This is a genomic window from Bradyrhizobium sp. BWA-3-5, assembly GCF_032917985.1.
Taxonomy (GTDB): Bacteria; Pseudomonadota; Alphaproteobacteria; order Rhizobiales; family Xanthobacteraceae; genus Bradyrhizobium.
In genome coordinates this window covers 6459120-6479737 of the sequence record NZ_CP136626.1, presented here as the reverse complement: position 1 = coordinate 6479737, position 20618 = coordinate 6459120, and the positions used below count along the sequence as shown (strand labels likewise).

General features: G+C 64.6%; 22 protein-coding genes. 7 read left to right on the top strand and 15 right to left on the bottom strand.

Features of this window, described 5'->3' with window-relative positions; translation table 11 throughout:
* Nucleotides 1–36: 36 nt before the first annotated feature.
* From RX331_RS31085 to RX331_RS31050, 8 genes are all read right to left on the bottom strand, one after another.
* The gene (locus RX331_RS31085) at nucleotides 37–705 is read right to left on the bottom strand and encodes a hypothetical protein (protein ID WP_317253410.1); all 669 of its coding nucleotides are present in this window, start codon (nucleotides 703–705) and stop codon (nucleotides 37–39) included.
* Nucleotides 706–763: 58 nt separating this feature from the next.
* Nucleotides 764–1513, bottom strand: a complete 750-nt coding sequence (locus RX331_RS31080) for a hypothetical protein (protein ID WP_283029663.1) — start codon at nucleotides 1511–1513, stop codon at nucleotides 764–766.
* A gap of 161 nt (nucleotides 1514–1674) precedes the next feature.
* Nucleotides 1675–2862, bottom strand: a complete 1188-nt coding sequence (locus tag RX331_RS31075) for a M48 family metallopeptidase (RefSeq protein ID WP_317253409.1) — start codon at nucleotides 2860–2862, stop codon at nucleotides 1675–1677.
* Nucleotides 2863–3006: 144 nt separating this feature from the next.
* Nucleotides 3007–3567, bottom strand: a complete 561-nt coding sequence (locus tag RX331_RS31070) for a LemA family protein (protein ID WP_317253408.1) — start codon at nucleotides 3565–3567, stop codon at nucleotides 3007–3009.
* A gap of 310 nt (nucleotides 3568–3877) precedes the next feature.
* On the bottom strand, nucleotides 3878–4858 hold the full coding sequence (locus tag RX331_RS31065) for a small ribosomal subunit Rsm22 family protein (protein ID WP_317253407.1): 981 nt from the start codon (nucleotides 4856–4858) through the stop codon (nucleotides 3878–3880).
* A 136-nt stretch (nucleotides 4859–4994) separates the two neighbouring features.
* A complete protein-coding gene (locus tag RX331_RS31060; RefSeq protein WP_317253406.1) occupies nucleotides 4995–8459 on the bottom strand; it encodes a chromosome segregation SMC family protein in 3465 nt (1154 codons plus the stop codon).
* Nucleotides 8460–8699: 240 nt separating this feature from the next.
* Complete coding sequence (locus RX331_RS31055; protein WP_317253405.1) at nucleotides 8700–9356, bottom strand: DsbA family protein; 657 nt, start codon at nucleotides 9354–9356, stop codon at nucleotides 8700–8702.
* A 114-nt stretch (nucleotides 9357–9470) separates the two neighbouring features.
* Nucleotides 9471–9950, bottom strand: coding sequence for a DUF721 domain-containing protein (locus RX331_RS31050; protein ID WP_317253404.1), 480 nt, complete (start codon nucleotides 9948–9950; stop codon nucleotides 9471–9473).
* Nucleotides 9951–10086: 136 nt separating this feature from the next.
* Here RX331_RS31050 and mutY point away from each other — a divergent pair, with 136 nt between their 5' ends.
* On the top strand, nucleotides 10087–11187 hold the full coding sequence (mutY, locus tag RX331_RS31045; RefSeq protein WP_317253403.1) for an A/G-specific adenine glycosylase: 1101 nt from the start codon (nucleotides 10087–10089) through the stop codon (nucleotides 11185–11187).
* An 81-nt stretch (nucleotides 11188–11268) separates the two neighbouring features.
* On the opposite strand, the gene RX331_RS31040 is transcribed toward mutY, so the two are convergent.
* Entirely contained in the window at nucleotides 11269–11649 is a 381-nt protein-coding gene (locus RX331_RS31040) for a hypothetical protein (RefSeq protein ID WP_317253402.1), read from the bottom strand.
* Nucleotides 11650–11962: 313 nt separating this feature from the next.
* A complete protein-coding gene (locus RX331_RS31035) occupies nucleotides 11963–12232 on the bottom strand; it encodes a DUF2798 domain-containing protein (RefSeq protein WP_317253401.1) in 270 nt (89 codons plus the stop codon).
* 267 nt (nucleotides 12233–12499) lie between these two features.
* On the opposite strand from RX331_RS31035, the gene RX331_RS31030 reads away from it, so the two are divergent.
* Nucleotides 12500–12955, top strand: coding sequence for a PaaI family thioesterase (locus RX331_RS31030; protein ID WP_317253400.1), 456 nt, complete (start codon nucleotides 12500–12502; stop codon nucleotides 12953–12955).
* On the opposite strand, the gene RX331_RS31025 is transcribed toward RX331_RS31030, so the two are convergent.
* Both RX331_RS31025 and RX331_RS31020 read right to left on the bottom strand, forming a co-directional pair.
* Nucleotides 12924–14210, bottom strand: coding sequence for a flavin-dependent oxidoreductase (locus RX331_RS31025; protein WP_317253399.1), 1287 nt, complete (start codon nucleotides 14208–14210; stop codon nucleotides 12924–12926). The two genes, RX331_RS31030 and RX331_RS31025, sit on opposite strands and share 32 nt — an antisense overlap.
* 92 nt (nucleotides 14211–14302) lie before the next feature.
* Nucleotides 14303–14677, bottom strand: a complete 375-nt coding sequence (locus RX331_RS31020; RefSeq protein WP_317253398.1) for a nuclear transport factor 2 family protein — start codon at nucleotides 14675–14677, stop codon at nucleotides 14303–14305.
* Nucleotides 14678–14791: 114 nt separating this feature from the next.
* Between RX331_RS31020 and RX331_RS31015 the strand changes: the two genes are divergently transcribed.
* The 3 genes from RX331_RS31015 to RX331_RS31005 all read left to right on the top strand — a co-directional run bounded on the left by RX331_RS31015 (nucleotide 14792) and on the right by RX331_RS31005 (nucleotide 16810).
* Nucleotides 14792–15613, top strand: coding sequence for a helix-turn-helix transcriptional regulator (locus tag RX331_RS31015; protein WP_317253397.1), 822 nt, complete (start codon nucleotides 14792–14794; stop codon nucleotides 15611–15613).
* A 19-nt stretch (nucleotides 15614–15632) separates the two neighbouring features.
* Nucleotides 15633–16109: a nuclear transport factor 2 family protein gene (locus tag RX331_RS31010; protein ID WP_317253396.1), complete on the top strand. Its 477-nt coding sequence runs from the start codon at nucleotides 15633–15635 to the stop codon at nucleotides 16107–16109.
* 83 nt (nucleotides 16110–16192) lie between these two features.
* Entirely contained in the window at nucleotides 16193–16810 is a 618-nt protein-coding gene (locus RX331_RS31005; RefSeq protein ID WP_317253395.1) for a glutathione S-transferase, read from the top strand.
* Between the two features lie 185 nt (nucleotides 16811–16995).
* On the opposite strand, the gene RX331_RS31000 is transcribed toward RX331_RS31005, so the two are convergent.
* Nucleotides 16996–17919, bottom strand: coding sequence for a LysR family transcriptional regulator (locus RX331_RS31000; protein ID WP_317253394.1), 924 nt, complete (start codon nucleotides 17917–17919; stop codon nucleotides 16996–16998).
* Between the two features lie 92 nt (nucleotides 17920–18011).
* Here RX331_RS31000 and RX331_RS30995 point away from each other — a divergent pair, with 92 nt between their 5' ends.
* Together RX331_RS30995 and RX331_RS30990 are read left to right on the top strand one after the other, a co-directional pair.
* Nucleotides 18012–18569, top strand: a complete 558-nt coding sequence (locus RX331_RS30995) for a carboxymuconolactone decarboxylase family protein (RefSeq protein WP_317253393.1) — start codon at nucleotides 18012–18014, stop codon at nucleotides 18567–18569.
* Between the two features lie 53 nt (nucleotides 18570–18622).
* Nucleotides 18623–19054, top strand: coding sequence for a nuclear transport factor 2 family protein (locus RX331_RS30990; protein ID WP_317253392.1), 432 nt, complete (start codon nucleotides 18623–18625; stop codon nucleotides 19052–19054).
* A 210-nt stretch (nucleotides 19055–19264) separates the two neighbouring features.
* On the opposite strand, the gene RX331_RS30985 is transcribed toward RX331_RS30990, so the two are convergent.
* Nucleotides 19265–19957 (bottom strand): glutathione S-transferase family protein, encoded by a 693-nt coding sequence (locus RX331_RS30985; protein WP_317253391.1) that lies wholly within the window; start codon nucleotides 19955–19957, stop codon nucleotides 19265–19267.
* Between the two features lie 154 nt (nucleotides 19958–20111).
* The gene (locus tag RX331_RS30980; protein WP_317253390.1) at nucleotides 20112–20438 is read right to left on the bottom strand and encodes a hypothetical protein; all 327 of its coding nucleotides are present in this window, start codon (nucleotides 20436–20438) and stop codon (nucleotides 20112–20114) included.
* Between the last annotated feature and the right edge of the window lie 180 nt (nucleotides 20439–20618).

Sequence of the window (20618 nt, the reverse complement as noted above, 5' to 3'; positions counted from 1 at the left end):
GTCAATATTACCCGGATAATATTATCTGTCCGGCCGTCACGGCCGCTGCGGCAGCAGATTGAGCTCGAGCTCGCGCAGCACGGTGTAATTCCTGCGGATCCACTGGTGCAGCTCGGTCGAGGAATCCCGCTCGTTGCGCAGGTAGTCGGTGAAGGAAAAGCTCACGCGGTCGACATAGGTCTTCAGGAACGAGGGCAGGGCCGGTATCCGCAACACCTGTCCCATGGCCATCCCGGCCGGCAGCTCGCCGCGCACCACATATTCATTGTCGATCGTGATCAACGCCTTCGGCGGGATCTGCTCCTGCAACGCCGGGTAGCTGCGCGCGGAAACGCGGTCGGTGTCGGCGACGAACAGGATGGCCGGCGCGATGCGGCGCCGGAGCGCCTCCTTCATGAAGCCGATCTCATGGGTCATCTTGAAGAATTCGTCGAAGGCATGGAAGCCTAGGTCGACAACCTTGGAGATCCCGTCATTGACGATCAGACGATCCATCAGCTGCATCTTGCCGTAGGTGTCCATCACGTCGGCGGTCTCGGTGATGCGCGGCAGGTATTCGAGCAGCGACGGTTCCTTCAGGTTGATGTCGAAGCAGGCGACCGAGCCGTCCTTCAGCAGCAGAAACTCGCCCAAGAGACGCGCGAGCAGCGTCTTGCCGACCAGCGGCCGGGGCGAGCAGATGATGTAGACAGGCGTGGAGCTCATCGCCTGTATATCAAAGGATTTTTTCGGCTAATCCAGTCCCTTCGCCGCGGGCTTGCGACTATTTTTCGCCGCCGCGCGTGGTCGACTTCGCGCCGACGAGATCGGTCAGCTTGATGCGGTCGAACTCGCTCCAGACGTTGGCGAGCCAGTGCCGGACATAGCCGCGCAGCACGAACGAATAGTTCGCAGCCTCGTCGTCCTTGCCCTTGTTGGCGACGAATTTGAGGAACGGCACCGAGGAGACCTCGACCTGCTCATAGGCCATCTCGTTCAGCTTGGGGATGGTGAGGTCGGTGGCATCCTTGATGCGGTGGAAGTAGGAGTTGTAGGTCGACTGGTCCCACTGGAAGAACTGGGTGTCGTTGATGAAGTTCTTCACCAGGTAATATTTGGCGCCCTGCATGAAGTTCGCGGTCTCGGCGATCTCGTCCAGCGAGGCGATCGAGGGGCCCAGTATATGGAACACGGCAAAGGTGATCTGGCCGGCCTTGGCCGCGTCGAGGAAACCGATATCGCGGAGCGAGGCCAGCGCGGGGGACAACAGTCCGGCGCGGACGTCGATCACGGTGACCGAGGGCCCCGCGCTCAGCGTATCGAAGATCTTCATCTGATCCGCCGTCGTCGTCATGTCGACGATCTCGGTGATGTCGGGGTGGAACCGCTTCAGGGTGCCGCGCGGCGATTCGGTGTCGAAGGCCCGGGTCGGCACGTTGTTGGCACTGAAGTAATCCAGGAGCGTTCGCGACACGGTGGTCTTGCCGACCCCGCCCTTGTCCGCACCCACCACAATCACGACTGGCTTTGCCATGGAATTCCCTTGAATTGCAGTTCCGACCGGAGGGAGCGGCCGGTATGCCCCATTCCCTGCTTTGGGCGCGAACATGGCAGAAACAAGGGATAATTCAATTCCTTAGACAGCCATCGCCACTATTCATACCGAATTCCTTAATCGGGGCGGTGGGGAGCTGCCTAGCGGTGCGGGCCCCACGGGCCGTCCAAGGGGCCGGGAGGGGCGGCGGGGGCGCCGGCGGGCGTGCCGGCATTGTTCGAGGGGCCGCGGGGCGCCGGGGATGCTGGCTGCTCGGCGGCTGATTCTTCCGGCTCGTCCGTTTCGTTCGATGCCTCGGACGGCAGGGCGAGCGGGCCGGGATCATGCCCCCCGGCAAACTGCACCAGCGCCTTGACCCGCGAATCGACCGACGGATGGGTCGCAAACAGGTCGGCAAACCCTTCGCGTGGATTGTCGACGCAGAGCTCCATGACGGCCGAGGTCGCGCCTTCCAGCTCGCCGCGGTTCTCGATCTTGCGCAGCGCCGTGATCATGGCGTCCGGATTCTTGGTCAGCTCGACCGATCCGGCGTCGGCCAGGAGCTCGCGGGAGCGCGACAGCGCCAGCTTGACCACCTGCGACAACAGCCAGGCCAGCAGAATCAGAACCACCGCGATGATGATTGCCAAAATGGCGCCGCCGCCGCCCTTGCTGTCGCGATCGGATGACGAAGACGAGGAACGGGATGACGAGGACGACCAGCCGCTGCCGCTCGAATTCCACGACAGGTTGGTGAACATGCGAAAGAACAGTTCGCCGAAGAAGCCGACTGCGCCAGCGATGATCACCGCGACCACCATCAGCTGCACGTCGCCATTGCGGATATGGGTGAGCTCGTGGCCGAGCACGGCCTCGACCTCCTGGTCGTTCAGCGCCTGCAGAAGCCCCGTGGTGACAGTGATGGAATATTGCCGGCGGTTGAGGCCGGCGGCGAAGGCGTTAAGCGCGGGGCTATCCATCACCTTCAGCTTCGGCATCGGGATGCCGCGCGAGATGCAGAGATTTTCGAGGAGATTATAGAGCCGCGGCTCTTGCTGCCGCGTCACGCTCGCGCCGCCGGTGACGGCGTCGATCATGTTCTGGTGGAAGAAATAGGCGATCACGATCCACAGCGCGGCGGCGATCGTAGCGTAGGGAAACGCCGAGACCAGGTCGCGTGAGGCGTGCGTCAGGTAATAGTTGAGTGGCCTGTCGCTATGGAAGAACACTTCGCCGACCAGCGCGCCGGCGAACACCAGCACATAGATCAGCAGGAACAGGCCGGCGAGCAGCAGCATCGAGCGCATCTTGTTCGATGCGATATGCGTGTAGAGACCGTACGCGGCCATATTTGCCTTCCGCTAACCACCGTCATTCCGGGGCGTCGCAAGGCGACGAACCCAGAATCCAGAGGTTTGTGCGCTAAACGAGATTCCGGGTTCGATGCTTTGCATCGCCCCGGAATGACGGAGAAAGAGAGACGCCACCTCGCACTAGAACTTCACGCTCGGCACCGTCTCGACCTCGGTGCGGCTGGTGCCGAGGTCGAAGAATTCCTTGCGGGTGAAGCCGAACATGCCGGCGAACAGCGCGGCGGGAAGCTGCTGGATGCCGGTGTTGTATTCCTGGACGGCGTTGTTGAAGAAGCGGCGGCTGGCCGCGATCTTGTTTTCGAGGTCGGACAGTTCGCTGGCGAGCTGCTGGAAATTGGCGTTGGCCTTGAGGTCCGGATAGGCCTCCGACAGCGCGATCAGGCGGCCGAGCGCGCCGGAGAGCTGGTTCTCGGCGGCGGACACCTGCGCCGGGCCTTGCGCCGACATCGCCGAATTGCGGGCCTTGATGACGTCGTCGAGCGTGCCGCGCTCGTGGCTGGCGTAGCCCTTCACGGTCTCGACCAGGTTCGGTATCAGGTCGTGGCGCTGCTTGAGCTGGACGTCGATATCGGCAAAGGCCTGCCCGACGCGCTGGCTGAGCGCGACCAGGCGGTTATAGGCGCCGAACGCAAACAGCACGATGATGACGATGACGCCGAGAACGATCCAGCCGGTCGACATGAGGGAGAGCTCCTGAAGGGGACGAGACAAAGAAATTAGACGAAAACCGGGGCGTGTGGCAGCCCGCCCGGAAGGTGGGAGGAGACTTGGGGCTTGGCTTTAGTCGGCAGCGGGGTGGGATAAGTTCAAGCCAGCTTCGTGAAGGGCCGTGTCCCGGACGCGGTGCAGCGTCTCTTGACGATGCACCGCAGAGCCGGGACCCACCGCCGGCGGAATGGGAAGTGGAAAGATGGGCCCCGGCTCTGCAGCGCATCACGCCGCAGGGGCGGCGCGCTGCGCAGCGTCCGGGGCACGGAGATCGCGGTGTGGATCAGCTCTCCTCGATCACCGCATCGCCCCACCGCCAGCGGCGGGCGCTGGCGTAATCCGCTTTGGCGCGGCGGGGGACTTTGGTGAAGCTCAGTCCCAGCGGCGTGCACAGCTTTGCCGTGATCGCGCCCTTGCCGACATCAGGTTGCGCCAGCACACGGGAATGGCGCCGGCCGTCGACAGGTGCACGCGTCACTGCCACATAAGAGAACCTCTCATCCTCGAACGGCACCTCCGCGCCCTTGACCTGCATGTGCGCGCGCGAGCGCTGCAGGCGCTGGCTGAAATGGCACCAGTCGGGCGGTTGAAGCGGGCACTGACCGTCATGCGGGCAGGGGGCGGCGACATGCGCGCCGAGGGAGATGAGGCGCGCGCGCAGCGCGATGATCCGCGCGTAGCCCGCGGGCGTTCCGGGCTCGACCACGAGCAGTGTGTCGCGGGTCTTTTCCCACATCAGTTCGGCGAGTGCGCGTTGTTCGGCCTCGCCGATCTCGTTGACCATATAGCTCGCCACCACAAGATCGGCGGCATCCGCCTTCGCCAGCGCGGTGCGGGCTTCGCCGCGTTCGTAGCTGATGGCGTGCAGTCTGGTGCAATCCCGCGCGAGATCGAGCGCCAGCGTGCGCAGCGCGTCATTGGCGTCGAGCAGGGAGAAATGTTGCAGGCAGGAGAAAGCTTCGGCGGCCGCCCACGTCGCGGTGCCCGGCCCGGCGCCGATGTCGAGCAAGGTCTTCGGAGCCAGGTCAGGCCTGATCTCGATCAGTGCATTCAAGCTCGCGGTCACCGCGGCGTAGGTCGCGGGCATCCGCGCCAGCGCGTAGGTAAGGGCATCGGCCTCGGTGCGGATTGTGCCGGAATTGCCGCCGGCTCGATAAGTTTTCGAAATCGACGCGGCGCGGCTGGCGGCGTCGCTGCGCGAAAAGCCGCGCAGCTTGCCGTCGAGCGCTGCTTTCAGTTCAGCGGGGAGGTCGGGTGAGGTCATCTCGTCTTGTCATGCCCGCGAAGGCGGGCATCCAGTACGCCGGGGCGGTTTGTGACCACCACGGGCGGCGCGGCGTACTGGATCATCCGCTTTCGCGGATGATGACATCATTGTTTGCGGCAACGAAAGCGTAATCTCACGCCACGTGCTGATCGAGGATCTTCACGGCGTCGTCGAGGCCGACCGAGACCAGTTGCGAGACGCCGCGTTCGGCCATGGTGACGCCGAACAGCCGGTTCATCCGCGCCATCGTGATCGGATTATGCGTGATGATGATGAAGCGGGTTTCGGTCGACGCGGTCATCTCGTGCAGCAGATTGCAGAACCGCTCGACGTTATGGTCGTCGAGCGGCGCGTCGACTTCGTCCAGCACGCAGATCGGCGAGGGGTTGGTGAGGAACACCGCGAAGATCAGCGCCAGCGCGGTCAGCGCCTGCTCGCCGCCCGAGAGCAGCGACAGCGTCTGCGGCTTCTTGCCCGGCGGCTTGGCGATGATCTCGAGGCCGGCTTCCAGCGGATCGTCGCTTTCAATCAGGTGCAGCGCCGCTTCGCCGCCGCCGAACAGTTCGACGAACAGCCGCTTGAAATGCGCGTTGACGGTCTCGAACGAGATGAGCAGCCGCTCGCGGGCTTCCTTGTTGAGGCTCTGGATGCCCTGGCGCAGTCGCTTGATGGCCTCGACGAGATCGTCGCGCTCGGTGGTGAGCGCGGTGTGCTGGGTCTCGACCTCTTTCAGCTCTTCTTCGGCGCGCAAATTGACGGCGCCCAGCCGCTCGCGGTCGCGGCGCAGCTTGTCGAGGTTTTCCTCGATCTCGCCGACCGGCGGCAGCTCCGCGCCCGGCTCGATCTCGGCGAGGCCGGCCACAGCATGTGGCTCGACCTCGAGCATGTCGTGGATTTCGCGCTCGATGTCGGCAAGTCGGCGCTTCGTGCCCTCCATGCGCTCCTCGGCGCGGGCGCAGGCCTCGCGGGCGGAGGAGAGCGCTTCGAGCGACGCCTTGGCCTCGCGGTCGGTCTGCGCCATCAGGCCTTCGGCGGCGGCCAGCGCGTCGGCGGCGACGCGGCGGGCGCCTTCGGCGGCCTCGATCTCGCCGATCAGCGCGCGGCGCTTTTCGGCGAACACGACGGGCGCATTGTCGAGGTCGGCGCGTTCGGCGGTGACTTCCGTGATGCGCGCTTCGACGGTCGAGACCTGTGAGGCCGCGCTCTGCTTGCGGTTCTGCCATTCCGTGCGCTCGGCGGTGATCGCTTGAACGCGCTTGTCGGCGAGTTCCGCCTCGCGCGCCAGCGCCTGGGCTTCGGCGCGCACTTGCGCGGCGAAGCGGCGGTGGCCGTCGATCCCGGTCCTGACGGCGCTGAGCTTTGCCTCCGTCTCGTCCGTCGGGGCCAGCTCTTCCAGCGCGGCGCCAGCGCTCTCATGCGCCGCCTCGGCCTCGCTGCGATCGGCGGCGAGGCGGGTGTAGGCTTCGGTTAGCGCCGACTTGCGCGCGGCGTGGCGGCTGATCTCGCGCTCGGTGGTGGCATGGCGCTCGCGCGCGGCATCGGCCTCGCGCTGCGCGGCACGCCAGGCCTCGCGGGCAGCGGTTTCGGCCGATGAGGCCGCCTTCAGCTCGGCCTCGGCGTCTTCCAGCGCCTGGCGCTTGGTGGTGGCATCGATGCGGGCCTGCTCCAGCTCGTGCTCGATGTCGACGAGGCGGGCGCGCTCGGCGAGACGCCGTGCGGCGCCGGTCGGCGCATGCGCGGCGGCAACAAAGCCGTCCCAGCGCCAGACGTCGCCTTCGAGCGACACCAGCCGCTGGCCGGTCTTTAACTGCGAGACCAGCTCCGCGCCACGCTCCTTCGGCACGACGCCGATCTGCGCCAGGCGTCGCCGCAGTTCCGGCGGCGCCTCGACATGCCCCGCCAGCGGTTCAACGCCATCAGGCAGCGAGGGATCGTCGAACGTCGCGCCCGCATTGGTCCAGCGCATCGGCGCGGAGGGGTCGACCGGCGCGTCGAGATCGTCGCCGAGCACGGCACCGATCGCCTTTTCATAACCCTTCGCAACCGTGACGCCGTCGATGATCGGCGGCCACAAATTCTTGGTTTCGGCGTTGACGAGCTTTGAAATCGTGCGCGCTTCGGTCTCCAGCCGCTGCACGCGCTTTTCGGCTTCTGTCAGCGGCGCGCGCGAAGCTTCGAGCTTCTGCCGGGCGGCGATGTGGCCGGTCTCGCTGGCCTGCGCGGCGGCTTCGGACGCGGCGAGCGTCTCCTGCGCGGTTTCCATGGTGGCGGCGAGTGCGTCGAGATCGCCGAGACCACCGGTTTCCGCAAGGAGATTCTGCTCGTCGGCCTGGACTTTTGCGATTTCCTGATCGAGCCGGGCGAGGCGGTCGCGATGGGTGCGGACGCCGGCTTCCAACTGGTTGCGTTTCGCGGTGAGGTCGGCGAGGGCGGCGGTCAGCTCGCCGAACATGCGCTCGGCGCCGGCCAGCGTCGCTTCGGCTTCCGCGACGCGCTCATCGACGCCGGAGCGTTTTTCCACGCGCGACTTGATCTCTTCCTTCAGCTCGGCGTCTTCGGTGTCGAGCCGCTGCAGCGCGGCCTCGGCATCGATCATCTGCTGCTGCTCGCGGGCGATGTCGCCGGCGAACTGCGACAGCCGGCGGTCGAGCTCGGCGACGCGCTCCTTGGCGCGCTCTTCCTCGCGGTCGAGCTGTTCGCGCGCGTTGGTGAGGCGCTGCAGTCCGGCTGCGGCGCGGGCTTCGCCTTCGCGGAGCGCCGGCAGTTCGGAGGCGCGGATCGCCTGGATGCGCGCGGCTTCGGCCTGCTCGCGGGTGCGCTCGGCCATCTCGCGGACGTTGATGTCATGGGTGTGCGCGGCCTCGGCGACGTCGGCATTGGCCCCGATCCATCGCAGATGGAACAGCGTGGCCTCGGCCTTGCGCACCTTGGCGGCGACTTCGCGAAAACGGATGGCCTGACGCGCCTGCTTCTTCAGGCCTTCCATCTGGCCGGTGAGCTGGCCGATCACGTCCTCGACGCGGGTGAGGTTGGTTTCGGCCGCCTTCAGCCGCAGCTCGGCCTCGTGGCGGCGGGCGTGCAGGCCGGCGACGCCGGCAGCGTCTTCCAGCACGCGGCGGCGCTGTTCCGGCTTGGCCTGGATGATCTCGCCGATCTTGCCCTGGTGGACCAGCGCCGGCGAACGCGCGCCGGTGGCGGCATCGGCAAACAGGATCTGCACGTCGCGGGCGCGGACGTCGCGGCCGTTGATGCGGTAGACGGAACCGGCCTCGCGCTCGATGCGGCGTGAGATTTCCAGCACCTGGCTGTCATTGACGGCGGCCGGCGCGGTGCGATCGGCATTGTCGATCGTCATGGTGACTTCGGCGTGGTTGCGCGCCGGGCGATTGCCGGAACCGGCGAAGATCACCGCATCCATGTCGGCGGCGCGCAGCGATTTGTGCGAGGTCTCGCCCATCGCCCAGCGCAGCGCCTCGACCAGATTCGACTTGCCGCAGCCGTTCGGACCGACCACGCCGGTGAGGCCGGGTTCGATCACAAAATCAGTGGGTTCGACGAATGACTTGAAACCGTGGAGGCGGAGGCGCGTGAGTTTCATGAACACAAATCTCTGTTGGCTGGGCGCGAATCTCCCTGCCGTGACAATACCATAGAAGGCAATGTCGGTGTGTGGGCGAACCGCCCGCTGCGGCTCTTATGGCCCGCGACAATGGCGAGGCCGGGGCCGGAGGGCAACGGCCGCAAGGGGCATTTAAGGGGCTTTTCCCAAGGGATTTGAGGCGCTTGGGTGGCGTCTTTTACTGGACTTATCGGCGCGGATGAATCCGCGGGCGCCGAATCAGCTCTTCAGCAGCGCGTTGATGCGCTTGGAGAACTCCTCGAAGCTCTGCTCGCCCTTCACCTTCTCGCCGTTGATGAAGAAGGTCGGCGTCGAATCCACCTTCAGCACCTCGGCGGCGTATTTCTGGTCGGCCGCGATCTTGTCGAGCAGCGCCTGATCCTTCAGGCAGTCCTCGACCTGGGCCTGGGTGAGGCCGGCCTGCTTGCCGATCCGGGTCAGCGTCTCGGTGGTGTTCTTCGCCACCCAGTCGTTCTGCTGCTTGAACAGGAGGTCGATGACGGCGAAATATTTCGGCGCGTCGTCCTTGGCGATGCAGCGCGCCAGCATCGAGCCGGCCGCCGCTTTGATATCGAGCGGGAATTCGCGGAAGATGAAGCGGATCTTGCCGGTGTCGATGAATTCCGACTTGATCTTCGGGAACACCTTTTCAGTGAACGCCGCGCAATGCGGGCAGGTCATTGAGGCAAACTCGGTGATGGTGACCGCGGCGTTCTGCGGGCCGATCGCCATGTCGGGCAGCGACACAGGCTTGGCGACGTCAGTGGCCGACTGCGCCATCGCGTCCGTGATCAGCTTGAGCGGCGAGAAGCCGGCGAAGAGGCCAAGCCCGGTCAGCGAAAGAGCGGCGGTGAAGGCGCGGCGCGTGATCATCAAGGTCGGCTCCCGAATGGCGCGTTCACGCCCGAAAGTTACGAAAACACGCCTTCGCTAGCTTGAAACGGTGGTTGTGGCAATGGCGCGTTGCCGCGGCCTGCCTGCGCAAAAGGCTCAATTTCGCTTGATCGCGGCGCCAAGCCGCGCCAGCGCGGCGCGCAGCTCCTCGTCCTCTATCCCCGACAGCGTTTCGGCAACTTTCGCGACGGCTTTCGGGTCCGGCGCCTGCCGGCGTGCGGGGCCTTTGCGGCGTGACAGCGGGGCCTGCCGCAGCGCCAGCCGGCCGACCGCGCTCCAGCCGAAGAAGCGGTTGACCCGCTGCAGGATGACGTCGGAGGAATGCTGGATCTCCAGCGCCATCGGCCCTTCCACCCGCAGTACCAGCGTCGCCGGTTCCTGCGGCTGCCCCTCCACCGGCCGCGGCCATTGCATCTTCATCGGCTCGGAATAGGCGGCGATTTCAGGCCCAGCAATATCGGCCCAGCGCGTCACCAATTCGCGCGCGGCGAATCCCTGCTTCGCATAGGCGTCGGTAAAAACGTCGCTGAGCAGGACGGAGAGGGGCTTTGCGGTGACCGGGCCGGGCTTGGACATGGGGTGCTTGTATCACTTTGTCTGATGGGAACGTAACCTTCCTCGGCGTCATGGGACGAGGAAGAAAGACGTGGATGCCCGGGACAAGCCCGGGCATGACGTGGAGAGATTGGCGTTCTGCTACTAGAATATCGTGATGGGTTCCTCCGCCGCCGCCAGAATCAAACGACAATCAGCATCCGCCGAAAGCGCCGCAGATCGTCCCGCGCTGCTGCTCGACTGGTATGACCGCCATCGCCGGCGGCTGCCGTGGCGCGCACCGGCGGGCGAGCGGGCGGATCCGTACCGGGTCTGGCTGTCCGAGATCATGCTGCAGCAGACCGGCGTGAAGACGGTCGGGCCGTATTTCGAAAAATTTCTGGCGCGCTGGCCGGACGTCGCTGCGCTCGGCCGCGCCTCGCTGGACGACGTGCTGCGGATGTGGGCCGGGCTCGGCTATTACTCGCGCGCACGCAATCTCCACGCCTGCGCCGTCGCGGTGCTGCGCGACCATGGCGGGGTTTTTCCGGACACCGAGGAAAGCCTGCGCAACCTGCCGGGGATCGGCCCCTACACGGCGGCGGCGATCGGCGCGATCGCCTTCGACCTCAAAACCATGCCGGTCGATGGCAATATCGAGCGCGTGACCTCGCGGCTTTATGCGGTGGAAGAGCCGTTGCCGCAGGCCAAGCCGCGCATCCAGGAGTTGGCCGCGACGTTGCTCGGAGAATCGCGCGCCGGCGACAGCGCACAGGCTCTGATGGATCTCGGCTCCTCGATCTGCACGCCGAAGAAACCCGCCTGCGCGCTGTGTCCACTGAACGAGGATTGCGCCGCGCGCCTGCGCGGCGATCAGGAGACGTTTCCGCGCAAGGCGCCGAAGAAGTCGGGCGACCTGCGCCGCGGCGTCGCCTTCGTGGTGACGCGCGGCGATGAGCTTCTGGTGCGCACGCGGCCCGAAAAGGGCCTGCTCGGCGGCATGACGGAAGTACCCGGCTCGGAGTGGCGCGCCGGACAGGATGACAAGGCGGCGCTGAAGCAGGCGCCGGCGCTCAAGACGGTCTCGCGCTGGCACCGCAACGCCGGCGTCGTCACCCACGTGTTCACGCATTTCCCGCTTGAACTCGTCGTCTATACCGCGACCGTGCCGCCGCGCACGCGCGCGCCGGAAGGCATGCGCTGGGTGCCGGTCGCAACGCTGGCCGATGAGGCGTTGCCCAACGTGATGCGCAAGGTCATCGCGCACGCGTTGGGCTGAGCTTGGGGCGCGCACGCATAATAATGCGTCCGTTTGCCGCCGGAAGCGGACACCGTCAGTTACGTCACACCCACGAGACAGCTATAGATACATCGCGCCATCTTTGAACCTTTCACTAGCTCGGCGAGCGACGATGCAGTCGATGTCACTGGGGGGCAGGCCGATATCCTTCAGATGTCTGTCACTCAGGTCGTGCAAACTGGCTGGCGCCCCCTTTGGGCACCGCTTTCGAAGCGCTCCCCAATATTCCTGCACCAAACTCAAGAGGCCCCGTGTCGATGCGACCGGTGGTCCGGCCGCTTCCTTTTCCGACAAAGTGTCTCTGAGCGCGGCGATGGACGCATCGGGGCGTGCCTCGGCCAAAGCGTTGCCCGTGGCATCTTTCACCAAAGCGGCGGCGAGATGGAGCCGTGCAGCGTCGCGCCCGGTCTCGGATGTGAAGTTTGTCTGTTGGGGTGGCATCGGATGCTCCTGCTGTTGTGCCGGCAGGGAGCGTGGCCAAACAAAAGGCCCCATCCGATGCCGGCGGGGCCTGGTGGAAAGATCGCGTCGTCGAATTCTAGCGCACGACTCCCTCCACGGCCCAGCGAGAGCGGGTCACGTGTTTACGGTTCGAGATGCGTACGACGTTGATCATGAAGCGTAGCTACCACGGAGACTACGTAAAATCAAGGGCTGTGCCGGCGCTACGCACATCCTGCAGGCGAGCTCCTCTGATCTGACGCGAAGTCTCCGCGGGCAAAACGAACTGCCAAGATATTTGCGAGGCTGCGGCCTAGCTGGAGCTTGGCGTCTCAACGGCGAACGCCACGATCCTGCGCACCAGCGGCAGCAGCGCGAGCCGGGTCGGAAACGCCACCAGCCACGATATCGCCCATGCGGCCGGCCAGGTCGCCACGAAGGCAGGTGTCGGACCGAGGCTTCGCAAGGTCGAGATCGCCGAGACGACGAAGGTCATCAGCACCGACAACACCAGCGGCATGACGATCGCCGCATCGCGCGCCGGCAATTTTCCGCGCGGACGCGGGACAGGAGAGGATATCATATGTCAATCCAGGAATTTCGGTCGGTCAATCACGAACGGCATGCATGGTGCATTCCACCTCGGTCGAACCGACCGGTTGAATGCGTTGCCTGACGTGAGACGCTTACGGTGCGCGATGGCGCAGCAGGCGTCTTCTAACCGGGACACGACGCAGGCGCCAGCCTCGAACTTTTGGAAATGATCAAAATTGAAGCCGGCGGGAACGTGGATTGCTGACACCATGCTGGCAGCAGCGCTGCATTAGGAGGGCAGTCCAAGGAGATTCCCATGATCGCAACGGCCCTCGATAGACTGACCCCGCCGCCATCTTCCAGGCTGCTCGGCTGGCATGTGCTCGATGCCCGTCCGGCCGAGGGCTGGATCCGCATCGGCTTCGACGGCAAGCAGGATTTCTGCAATCCGGCTGGCTTCGTGCAGGGCGGCATCCTCTCGGCGATGCTCGATGATACGATGGGACCGGCCGTCTTCGCCATGACCGAGGGCAGGCTTTACACGGCGACTATCACCATGACCGTTAATTTTCTGGCGCCGGCAAGGCCCGGGCCGATCACTGGCGAGGCGAAGGTCACCCAGCTCGGCAAGACCGTCGCCTTCGTGGAAGGGCGGCTGACCGCCGAGGACGGCACGCTGCTGGCGACCGCGACGACCAGCGCGCGGCTGGTCGAGACGGCAAAAGCGATCGCTCCTGCTGTCAGCCCGCGGCCCGCGGCGCTTCCTGCGTGAACTGGACGATCGGCGGCTTGGCGTTGAGCCCCTCGACCTGGAAGCCGGCGACGCGCTTGTAATTGGCGGCGATGTCTTCCAGCTCCTGCTGTGAGAGCACGTCGGTGACGACGGCAAATCCATTGGGCGCACGCTCTTCGACCATCTGCATCACCTGCTCGGGACCGTTGCGGCGGTTGAGCATCACGAGGTCAGTCGTCGCCGGCCGCCGCTCGGCTTCATAAGCCATAAGCGCGGCGTTGGTCGTGCCCTTGGCGAGAATTTCGCGGGTGATGACGCGCGCGTCCAGAATGGCCTGCGAGGCACCGTTGGAGCCGATCGGGTACATCGGATGGGCGGCGTCGCCCATCAGCGTGACGCGGCCGAAGGTCCATTGCGGGATCGGATTGCGGTCGACCAGGGGATATTCATAGGCGTGCGGGCAGTTCTCGATCAGGCCGGGGACGTCGAGCCAGTCGAACTTCCAGTCCTTGAACCAGGGCAGAAACTCTTCGAGTTTTGCGGTCCGGTTATAATCCTCGCGCCGCCACTGATAGGTCGGCGGCATGTGCCGCTCGGCCACCCAGTTGATCCTGAACTTGCCGGCGCTGTCGGCCTGTTTCGAGATCGGGTAGCAGACAAATTTCAGGATCTCGTGGCCGGCCATGATCATGGTGCGGCCGGACAGGAAGGCGTCGCTGTCGGTGATGCCGCGCCACAGGATGCGACCGTTCCAGATCGGCGGGCCTTCCGCAGGGTAGAGCTTGTCGCGCACCGCCGAATGGATGCCGTCGGCCGCGATCAGCAGCGTGCCCTCGTAATGGCCTTTTGACTGGCCGGTCACCTTGTCGATGAACTCGGCGCGGACGCCGTCTTCGGTTTCAGTCCAGCCGGTGAGATGGTGGCTGGTCAGGATGTTTTCCTTGCCCAGCCGTTCGATCGCGGCATCGAGCAGGATCTGCTGCAGCGTGCCGCGGTGGATCGAGAACTGCGGCCATTTGTACCCGGCCTCGATGCCGCGCGGCTCGCTCCAGATCGGCTTGCCGTGCTTGGAGAAATAGGCGAGCTCCTTGGTGCGCACCGCGGCCGCGTCGAGTACATCATGCAGGCCGAGCTCGATGAGTTCGCGCACCGCATGCGGCAGCACGTTGATACCGACGCCGAGCGGCCGCAGCTCCGGCACGCTTTCGAACACCTTGGCCTTGACGCCGATCTGGTGCAGGCTGAGCGCCAGCGTCAACCCGCCGATGCCGCCGCCCGCGATGAGAACCGTCATGATACGCCCCTGTTACTTCCCCGGCGTCATGGCATGAGGCGCGGCAGGGGGCAACTGCGAAGGCGGCTGGAATCCCTGGCAGCCCCGGTGGTTTACGGAAGCGGCGGCGGTGCGCCGAAGAAGCCGACGATCCTGACCAGCCGGCCGTCGGGACCGACCTCGCCGAAATCGATCGAGGTGTCGCCGCTGGTTCCGTCGGCGCGTACGAGGCGCCAGAGGAAGCGAACCATGTTGTGATGGATATCGATGCCGCTCATGAATTCCAGCCGCGCGCGGGGCCGGCTCGCCATGACCTCGCCGATCTTCGTCGCCAGCGCGTCGCGCCCAGCCAGCGAGACGTTGGGATCGAGATAGACGCCTTCCTCGCTCCAGCATTGCGCGAGCAGGGCGCGCCTCGCCGTATCGTCTACCTCGTTCCACGCCGCCATGTACTGCGTCACGGTCTTGATGATTGCGCTCTTGTCCATCCAACTGGTCCCTGAACCTCTGTCTCTATCACCTTCATTCTGCAGGGAATTGCGCGGCTCGTCACTTACATCGGAGGTAATTGCTGATCCGATGCGATGGTCTAGATTGTCGGTATGGCTGCTTCAGACACCAACTCGCACGAAATTACGGCCGGGCAATTCAGCCGGCTCTTGAAGCATTGGCGCGGCGTGCGCCGCCTGACCCAGATCGAGCTGGCGGTGGACGCCAACGTGTCGGCCCGGCATCTGTGCTTTCTGGAAACCGGCCGCTCGCAGCCGAGCCGCGAGATGGTGCAGCTGCTCGGCAGCGCGCTCGACCTGCCGCTCGAGGAGCGCAATGCCCTGCATGTCGCGGCCGGTTTTGTGCCACCCTATGGCGACAAGGGGCTGGCCGCCGAGAACCTGCAGCCGGTGCGACAGGCGCTCGATTTCATGTTGAGGCAGCAGGAGCCCTATCCGGGGATCGTGATCGACGGGCATTGGGACGTTCGGATGCGCAACCAGGGTTCGGCGCGCCTGCTCAAGCCCTTCAGAGATTCCTACGAGATGGAAAACGGCCTTGCCGACAATGCCATGCATGTCGTGTTTCATCCAAAGGGCTTGCGGCAGTTCATGCTGAATTGGGACGAATTCGCGCGACAACTGATCCAGATATTGCACCGCGACGTCGCGCAGGGCAGCCGCGCGGCGGCAGCGCTGCTCGATGAAATCATGGCCTATCCTGGGCTGTCGGCCGAGTGGCGGCTGCCGCGCCATCCGCCGTCTTCGCCCGTGATGACGATGCAGCTGGTGAAGGGCGACTATCGCCTTTGCTTCTTCTCCACCTTCACGACGCTGGCGATGCCGACGGATGCTGCCCTGCAGCAGATCAAGATCGAGTGCTTCTTTCCGGCCGATGGCGCGACCGCCGAAACGGCGCGCCTGATGGCCCAATGACAATCCGGAGGAGTTCGAGATGCAAACCGCCTTGCGCAATCATCAATCGGCTGCCGTGATGGACGAGCTGCGCGCGCTAAATGCCCGCTTCATCCATAATTTCGTGACCAGCGACGTGGCGTCGCACGACGCCATTCTGCACCCCGACTTCATCAACATCTGGCCGACGGGCCAGCGCTGGGACCGCGCGACCTATCTGAAATACTGGGCGACCGCCTTCGACCCCGAGGTCATCATCTACTGGGACGTCCGTGACGAACTCATTACCGTGATCGGCGATGTTGCGCTCGTCCGCTCCACCAACAAATGCACCCGCCGCCGCGACGGTGCTGAAGTGACCGGTATGACGACTTACACGGACACCTATCTGTTCGAGAACGGCGCCTGGAAGTGCATCCAGGCCCAGATCACGGCAGTGGCGCCCGAGCATTATCCGTCCGACGACACGATCGTCAGCGTCTATGTTGAGGGCAGGCTGCAGCCGCGGCCGAGTTGAACCGCGATCGGATGTTCCACCCACTGGGGGTGGACGGGCCGGGGGCATGCCGGTAACGTCCGGCTTTCCCAATGAGGACCGCCATGTTCAAGCTTTACACCGCCCCCGGCACCTGCGCGCTGGCTTCGCATATCGCCCTCGAAGAGGCCGGTGCGCCCTACAGCGCCGAACGGCTCGACTTCAAGAACAGCCAGCAGACCACGGCAGAATATCTTGCGATCAATCCGAAAGGGCGGGTGCCGGCGCTGGTGACGGAGCAGGGCACGCTGACCGAGACGCCGGCGATCCTCGCCTTCATTGCGAGCAGCTTTCCGAAAGCGAAGCTGGCGCCTGAAGATTCCTTCGCGTTTGCTCAGGCGCAGTCGTTCAACAGCTATCTCTGCTCGACGGTGCACATCAATCATGCGCACAAGATGCGCGGCTATCGCTGGGCGGTCGACGAAACCTCTTTTGCCGACATGAAGCGCAAGGTGCCGGAAACCATGGCCGCCAGCTTCGCGCTGATCGAGCGCGACATGCTGAAGGGGCCCTGGGTGATGGGCGAGCAGTACACGATCTGCGATCCCTATCTCTACACCATCTCCGGCTGGCTCGAAGGCGACGGCGTCGATCTCGCCGCGCTGCCGAAGGTGGCGGCTCACCGCAGGAGGATGGAAGAGCGGCCGGCCGCGCAGAAGGTGCTGGCGGATCTGAAGCGCTGATGCTGTAGGTGCTGTATGGGGCAAGGCGAAGCGTGCCCCCTCTAATGCTGTCGTCCCGGCCAAGCGAAGCGCGAGCCGGGATCCATAACCACCGTCGTTGGTTATTGGAAAGAGCTGGAGCTCCAACTCGGCATGCAACAGCGCCCTGTGGTTATGGGTTCCTGCGTTCGCAGGGACGACAGTTATTACGAGGCACGAATTTTGCCCCGCTCCATCTCGCGGCCGATGCCGAGCATGATGTTGCGCAGCCAGATCGAGCCGGGGTCCATCTGGGCGCGGGTCGGGTAGAACATATGCTGCTCGTCGATCCCGGGATCTTGCGGCGGCATCACCGTCGCCAGCGACAATTGCTTCGACAGCGCTGATATCAGGCGGCGCGGCACGAAGGCGACGAGGTCGGTGCGCGCGGCGACATGCAGCGCCTCGAGATAACCCGGCACGACGAGGGCGATTCGCCGCTCGATGCCTTTTGGGCGCAACCACATGTCAATCAGGTCGTCGCTCTGGCCGCGGATCACCACCGCGACGTGGCGCGCGTCGAGAAATGTCTCGATCCGTTTCAGCTTCGCCCCGACGGGATGGCCGCGGCGGACGGCGAGGGCATCGCTATCGGTGTAGAGGCGCTGGCGGTGGAAGCCGGTGAAGGCGTTGCCGATCGAGATCACGAGATCGATGGTGCGGGCGAATTCGGCGGTGAAGATGGCCGGGCCCCGCCACGGCACCACGTCGATCCGCACGTTCGGCGCCAGTTTTGTGATCTTCGCCATCAGCGGCGGCATCAGAAGCTCGACCGCCAGGTCCGGCATCATCAGGCGAAACTGCCGCTCGCTTCGCGCCGCGTCGAAATCGTCGGGGACGAACAGCGAGCGCACCTGATCCAGCGTCTGCGCCAGTGGTGCGCGCAGCGCCTGCGCCCGCGGTGTCAGCTCCATCCGCGCGCCGGTCCGCACCAGCAAGGGATCGCCGATCAGGTCGCGCAGCCGCTGCAGCGCATGGCTCGTCGCCGGCTGCGACAGCCCGATCCGCATCGCGGCGCGGCTGACATTGGCTTCGCGAAGCAGCGCGTCGAGTGCGACCAGGAGATTGAGGTCAAGCGAATTCAAATTCATAGGACGAATATATACTATACCCTCTATCGATTGGAAGAATGGTGAGATCCGGCTGAAGATCGCGGGCATCCGAAACATCGAGACAAGCCCGCATGACTGCACGACTGGCGCCGGCCACGGCGCCCTATCCCGACAAGGTCCAGGCCGCCTTCGATCGCATGCCGCGGTCCTGGATGCCGCCGTTTCGCCTGTTCACCACGCTGGCGCGCCATCCGGAGCTGTTCGAGCGCTTCATTCGTGGCGCACCAAGCTACATGCCCGGAATGAAGCTCAGCCTCCGGCAGCGTGAGGTGCTGCTGCATCGGGTGACCGCGCGCTGCGGCTGCCAATATGAATGGGGCATGCGCGTCCACTATTTTGCGGATGAAGCCGGGCTGACCGAGGAGCAGATCAACGCGACGGTGCACGGCGACGCCGGCAGCGCCTGCTGGGAAGCCAATGATGCGCTTCTGATCCGCCTCGCCGACGAGCTGCATGACCGCTGCGACATCAGCGACGAATTGTGGCCCGCCTTGCAGGCGGCATTCGCCGATGAAGCCATCCTCGAACTGCTGATGCTCGCCGGCTACTACCGGACCGTCGGCTATCTCGCCAACGGCCTGCGCCTGCCGCCCGAGCCCGAAATCTGCCGGCCGTTTCCGGCCGCCTGACGTCCACCGGCCGCGGGGAGCGCGGTCGCCTTCTTCAACAACGGAGACAATCGATGAGTGCAGCCAACAACAAGAGACTGGTGCAGCAGATCTACGCGGATTCAGCGAACGGCAGTGGAACGACCTTCGTCGACAATCTCGCCGAGGATGCCGCCTGGATCGTCACCGGCGAATATTCCTGGTCGGGCACATTCAAGGGCCGCGACGCCATCAATAACGCCCTGCTGGGGCATCTGCGCTCGCAGCTCGCCGCGGCGCGGCCGCGGACGCACGCGTTCAATTTCATCGCGGAGGGCGATTATGTCGTGGTTGAAGCGCGCGGCGACAACGTCACCAAGCAAGGCGAGCGCTACAATAATCAGTATTGCATGATCTGGCGGATCGAGAACGGCAAGATCAAGGAAATCAAGGAATATTGCGATTCCGCGCTGGTTGAGCGTGTGCTCGGCCCGTTCCCGGCCGAGCGGAAGGTTGTAGCGGCTTAAGGAGTAGGCACGCCACGCCTTCCCCTGGAGGGGTCCGAGACGAGCGAAGCTCGCTCGTGGATCGGTTCGCATCTCATGCGAACCGAGGTAGGGTGAAGGTCTCTCCACATCCGACAGTGTCTGTGTTGAAACATTGTCACCCCGCCCCGGCTCACATGGCGCTGCGCTCCATGTGAGCCGATCCGCCCCATCAAGGGGCGGGTGAAGAAATCAGGCCGCCTTCACCTTCATGTGCTTGAACATGTTGCTGCGGGCTTCGTCGTCCATCTCGGCCTTGAACTTGAAATTATCCTTCAGCGCGATCGCCTTGGCCGCCGCAGGGCGGGCCGAGATCTCGTCGACCAGCCGCTTGACGTTGGGATATTTTGCCGCGACGTCCTCGCCCATCACGAACGCGGCCATCCGCGCCCAGCCCCACAAGGCCATGTCGACGATGCTGTAGCTGTCGCCCACCATGTATTTGCGGCCGGCGAGGTGATCGTTGAGGATCGCATAGTGGCGCTGCGCCTCGAACTGGTAGCGGTTATGGGCGTAATCGTGGTTCTGGTCCTTCGGCGCAAAATGCTTGAAGTGTACCGCCTGTCCCGAATACGGCCCGATGCCGGTTGCCACGAACATCAGCCAGGACAGCGTCTGCGCGCGAGTTTCCGGCGTGTTGGCGGGCAGGAACTTGCCGGTCTTTTCGGCGAGATAGAGCAGGATGGCGTTGCTATCGAACACCTTGACGCCCTCGTCATCGATCGCGGGCACCTTGGCGTTCGGATTGATCGCGAGATATTCCGGCTTGAACTGGTCGCCCTTGCGGGTGTCCACGGCGACCGGCTCATAGGCGAGGCCAGCTTCTTCGAGGAACAGCGCGACCTTGGTCGGATTCGGCGATCCGTTGAAATAGAATTTGAGCATCTGGTATTTTCCCCCATTGCTTCTGGCAGGCAGGTTTGTTGTCGGACTTCGGACGCGGGCGGCAAAGGCCGCCGCACGCCCAGTCCATGCTCAAATTTTCAGGGGATGCGCAAGCGACGAGTTCGTGAAAAGCCGAACTCGTGCGACAAAGCCCTTACGACAAAGCGAGGCCGCCAACGCCGGCGACCGCAAGGGCGCCGCCGCCGGCAATCATCAGCGCCGCAAAGCGCCTTTCGGCACGTAGCGCGGTGCGCTGTCCGGCGCGCTCCGATCCGCGCGCATAACCGTGCACGATGATCTGCTCGCTGAACGTGGTGTTGGCATCGAGAATGTCGGTCAGACCGGCGCAGGCGACGAGAATGCCGAGAATGATCAGTCCGGCAGGACCCAGCAGGCTGAGCAGCAACATCGGAAACACGCCGATCAGGAAAACCGGCAGCAGCGGCAGCACGATGAAGGACTCGGAGCCTCGGGTGCGCATCGGAGCAATCTCTTTGGAAAAATCAACGCGAGCAGTATGCCTCCAAATAGGGGCGGAAGGCGGCTTTTCTACTTGCGTGGATCACACGGCTGCTATGTTCCCCGATCACGCGCGTTGCGCGAAGCCACGGCAAACCGAATTTCGCGGCATTCACACGTCGTCAACCATATGCACGGTGCC

What these genes read in the sequence shown, in the direction of transcription:
- RX331_RS31025 (WP_317253399.1), bottom strand. Translation starts at nt 14,210, where the DNA reads ATGACGGTTCTCATCGCGGGCGGCGGCATCGGCGGGTTGACGCTGGCG.
- RX331_RS31070 (WP_317253408.1), bottom strand. Translation starts at nt 3,567, where the DNA reads ATGTCGACCGGCTGGATCGTTCTCGGCGTCATCGTCATCATCGTGCTG.
- RX331_RS31085 (WP_317253410.1), bottom strand. Translation starts at nt 705, where the DNA reads ATGAGCTCCACGCCTGTCTACATCATCTGCTCGCCCCGGCCGCTGGTC.
- RX331_RS30980 (WP_317253390.1), bottom strand. Translation starts at nt 20,438, where the DNA reads ATGCGCACCCGAGGCTCCGAGTCCTTCATCGTGCTGCCGCTGCTGCCG.
- RX331_RS31030 (WP_317253400.1), top strand. Translation starts at nt 12,500, where the DNA reads ATGATCGCAACGGCCCTCGATAGACTGACCCCGCCGCCATCTTCCAGG.
- RX331_RS30995 (WP_317253393.1), top strand. Translation starts at nt 18,012, where the DNA reads ATGACTGCACGACTGGCGCCGGCCACGGCGCCCTATCCCGACAAGGTC.
- RX331_RS31080 (WP_283029663.1), bottom strand. Translation starts at nt 1,513, where the DNA reads ATGGCAAAGCCAGTCGTGATTGTGGTGGGTGCGGACAAGGGCGGGGTC.
- RX331_RS30990 (WP_317253392.1), top strand. Translation starts at nt 18,623, where the DNA reads ATGAGTGCAGCCAACAACAAGAGACTGGTGCAGCAGATCTACGCGGAT.
- RX331_RS31010 (WP_317253396.1), top strand. Translation starts at nt 15,633, where the DNA reads ATGCAAACCGCCTTGCGCAATCATCAATCGGCTGCCGTGATGGACGAG.
- RX331_RS30985 (WP_317253391.1), bottom strand. Translation starts at nt 19,957, where the DNA reads ATGCTCAAATTCTATTTCAACGGATCGCCGAATCCGACCAAGGTCGCG.
- RX331_RS31020 (WP_317253398.1), bottom strand. Translation starts at nt 14,677, where the DNA reads ATGGACAAGAGCGCAATCATCAAGACCGTGACGCAGTACATGGCGGCG.
- RX331_RS31040 (WP_317253402.1), bottom strand. Translation starts at nt 11,649, where the DNA reads ATGCCACCCCAACAGACAAACTTCACATCCGAGACCGGGCGCGACGCT.
- mutY (WP_317253403.1), top strand. Translation starts at nt 10,087, where the DNA reads ATGGGTTCCTCCGCCGCCGCCAGAATCAAACGACAATCAGCATCCGCC.
- RX331_RS31075 (WP_317253409.1), bottom strand. Translation starts at nt 2,862, where the DNA reads ATGGCCGCGTACGGTCTCTACACGCATATCGCATCGAACAAGATGCGC.
- RX331_RS31065 (WP_317253407.1), bottom strand. Translation starts at nt 4,858, where the DNA reads ATGACCTCACCCGACCTCCCCGCTGAACTGAAAGCAGCGCTCGACGGC.
- RX331_RS31005 (WP_317253395.1), top strand. Translation starts at nt 16,193, where the DNA reads ATGTTCAAGCTTTACACCGCCCCCGGCACCTGCGCGCTGGCTTCGCAT.
- RX331_RS31060 (WP_317253406.1), bottom strand. Translation starts at nt 8,459, where the DNA reads ATGAAACTCACGCGCCTCCGCCTCCACGGTTTCAAGTCATTCGTCGAA.
- RX331_RS31035 (WP_317253401.1), bottom strand. Translation starts at nt 12,232, where the DNA reads ATGATATCCTCTCCTGTCCCGCGTCCGCGCGGAAAATTGCCGGCGCGC.
- RX331_RS31000 (WP_317253394.1), bottom strand. Translation starts at nt 17,919, where the DNA reads ATGAATTTGAATTCGCTTGACCTCAATCTCCTGGTCGCACTCGACGCG.
- RX331_RS31015 (WP_317253397.1), top strand. Translation starts at nt 14,792, where the DNA reads ATGGCTGCTTCAGACACCAACTCGCACGAAATTACGGCCGGGCAATTC.
- RX331_RS31050 (WP_317253404.1), bottom strand. Translation starts at nt 9,950, where the DNA reads ATGTCCAAGCCCGGCCCGGTCACCGCAAAGCCCCTCTCCGTCCTGCTC.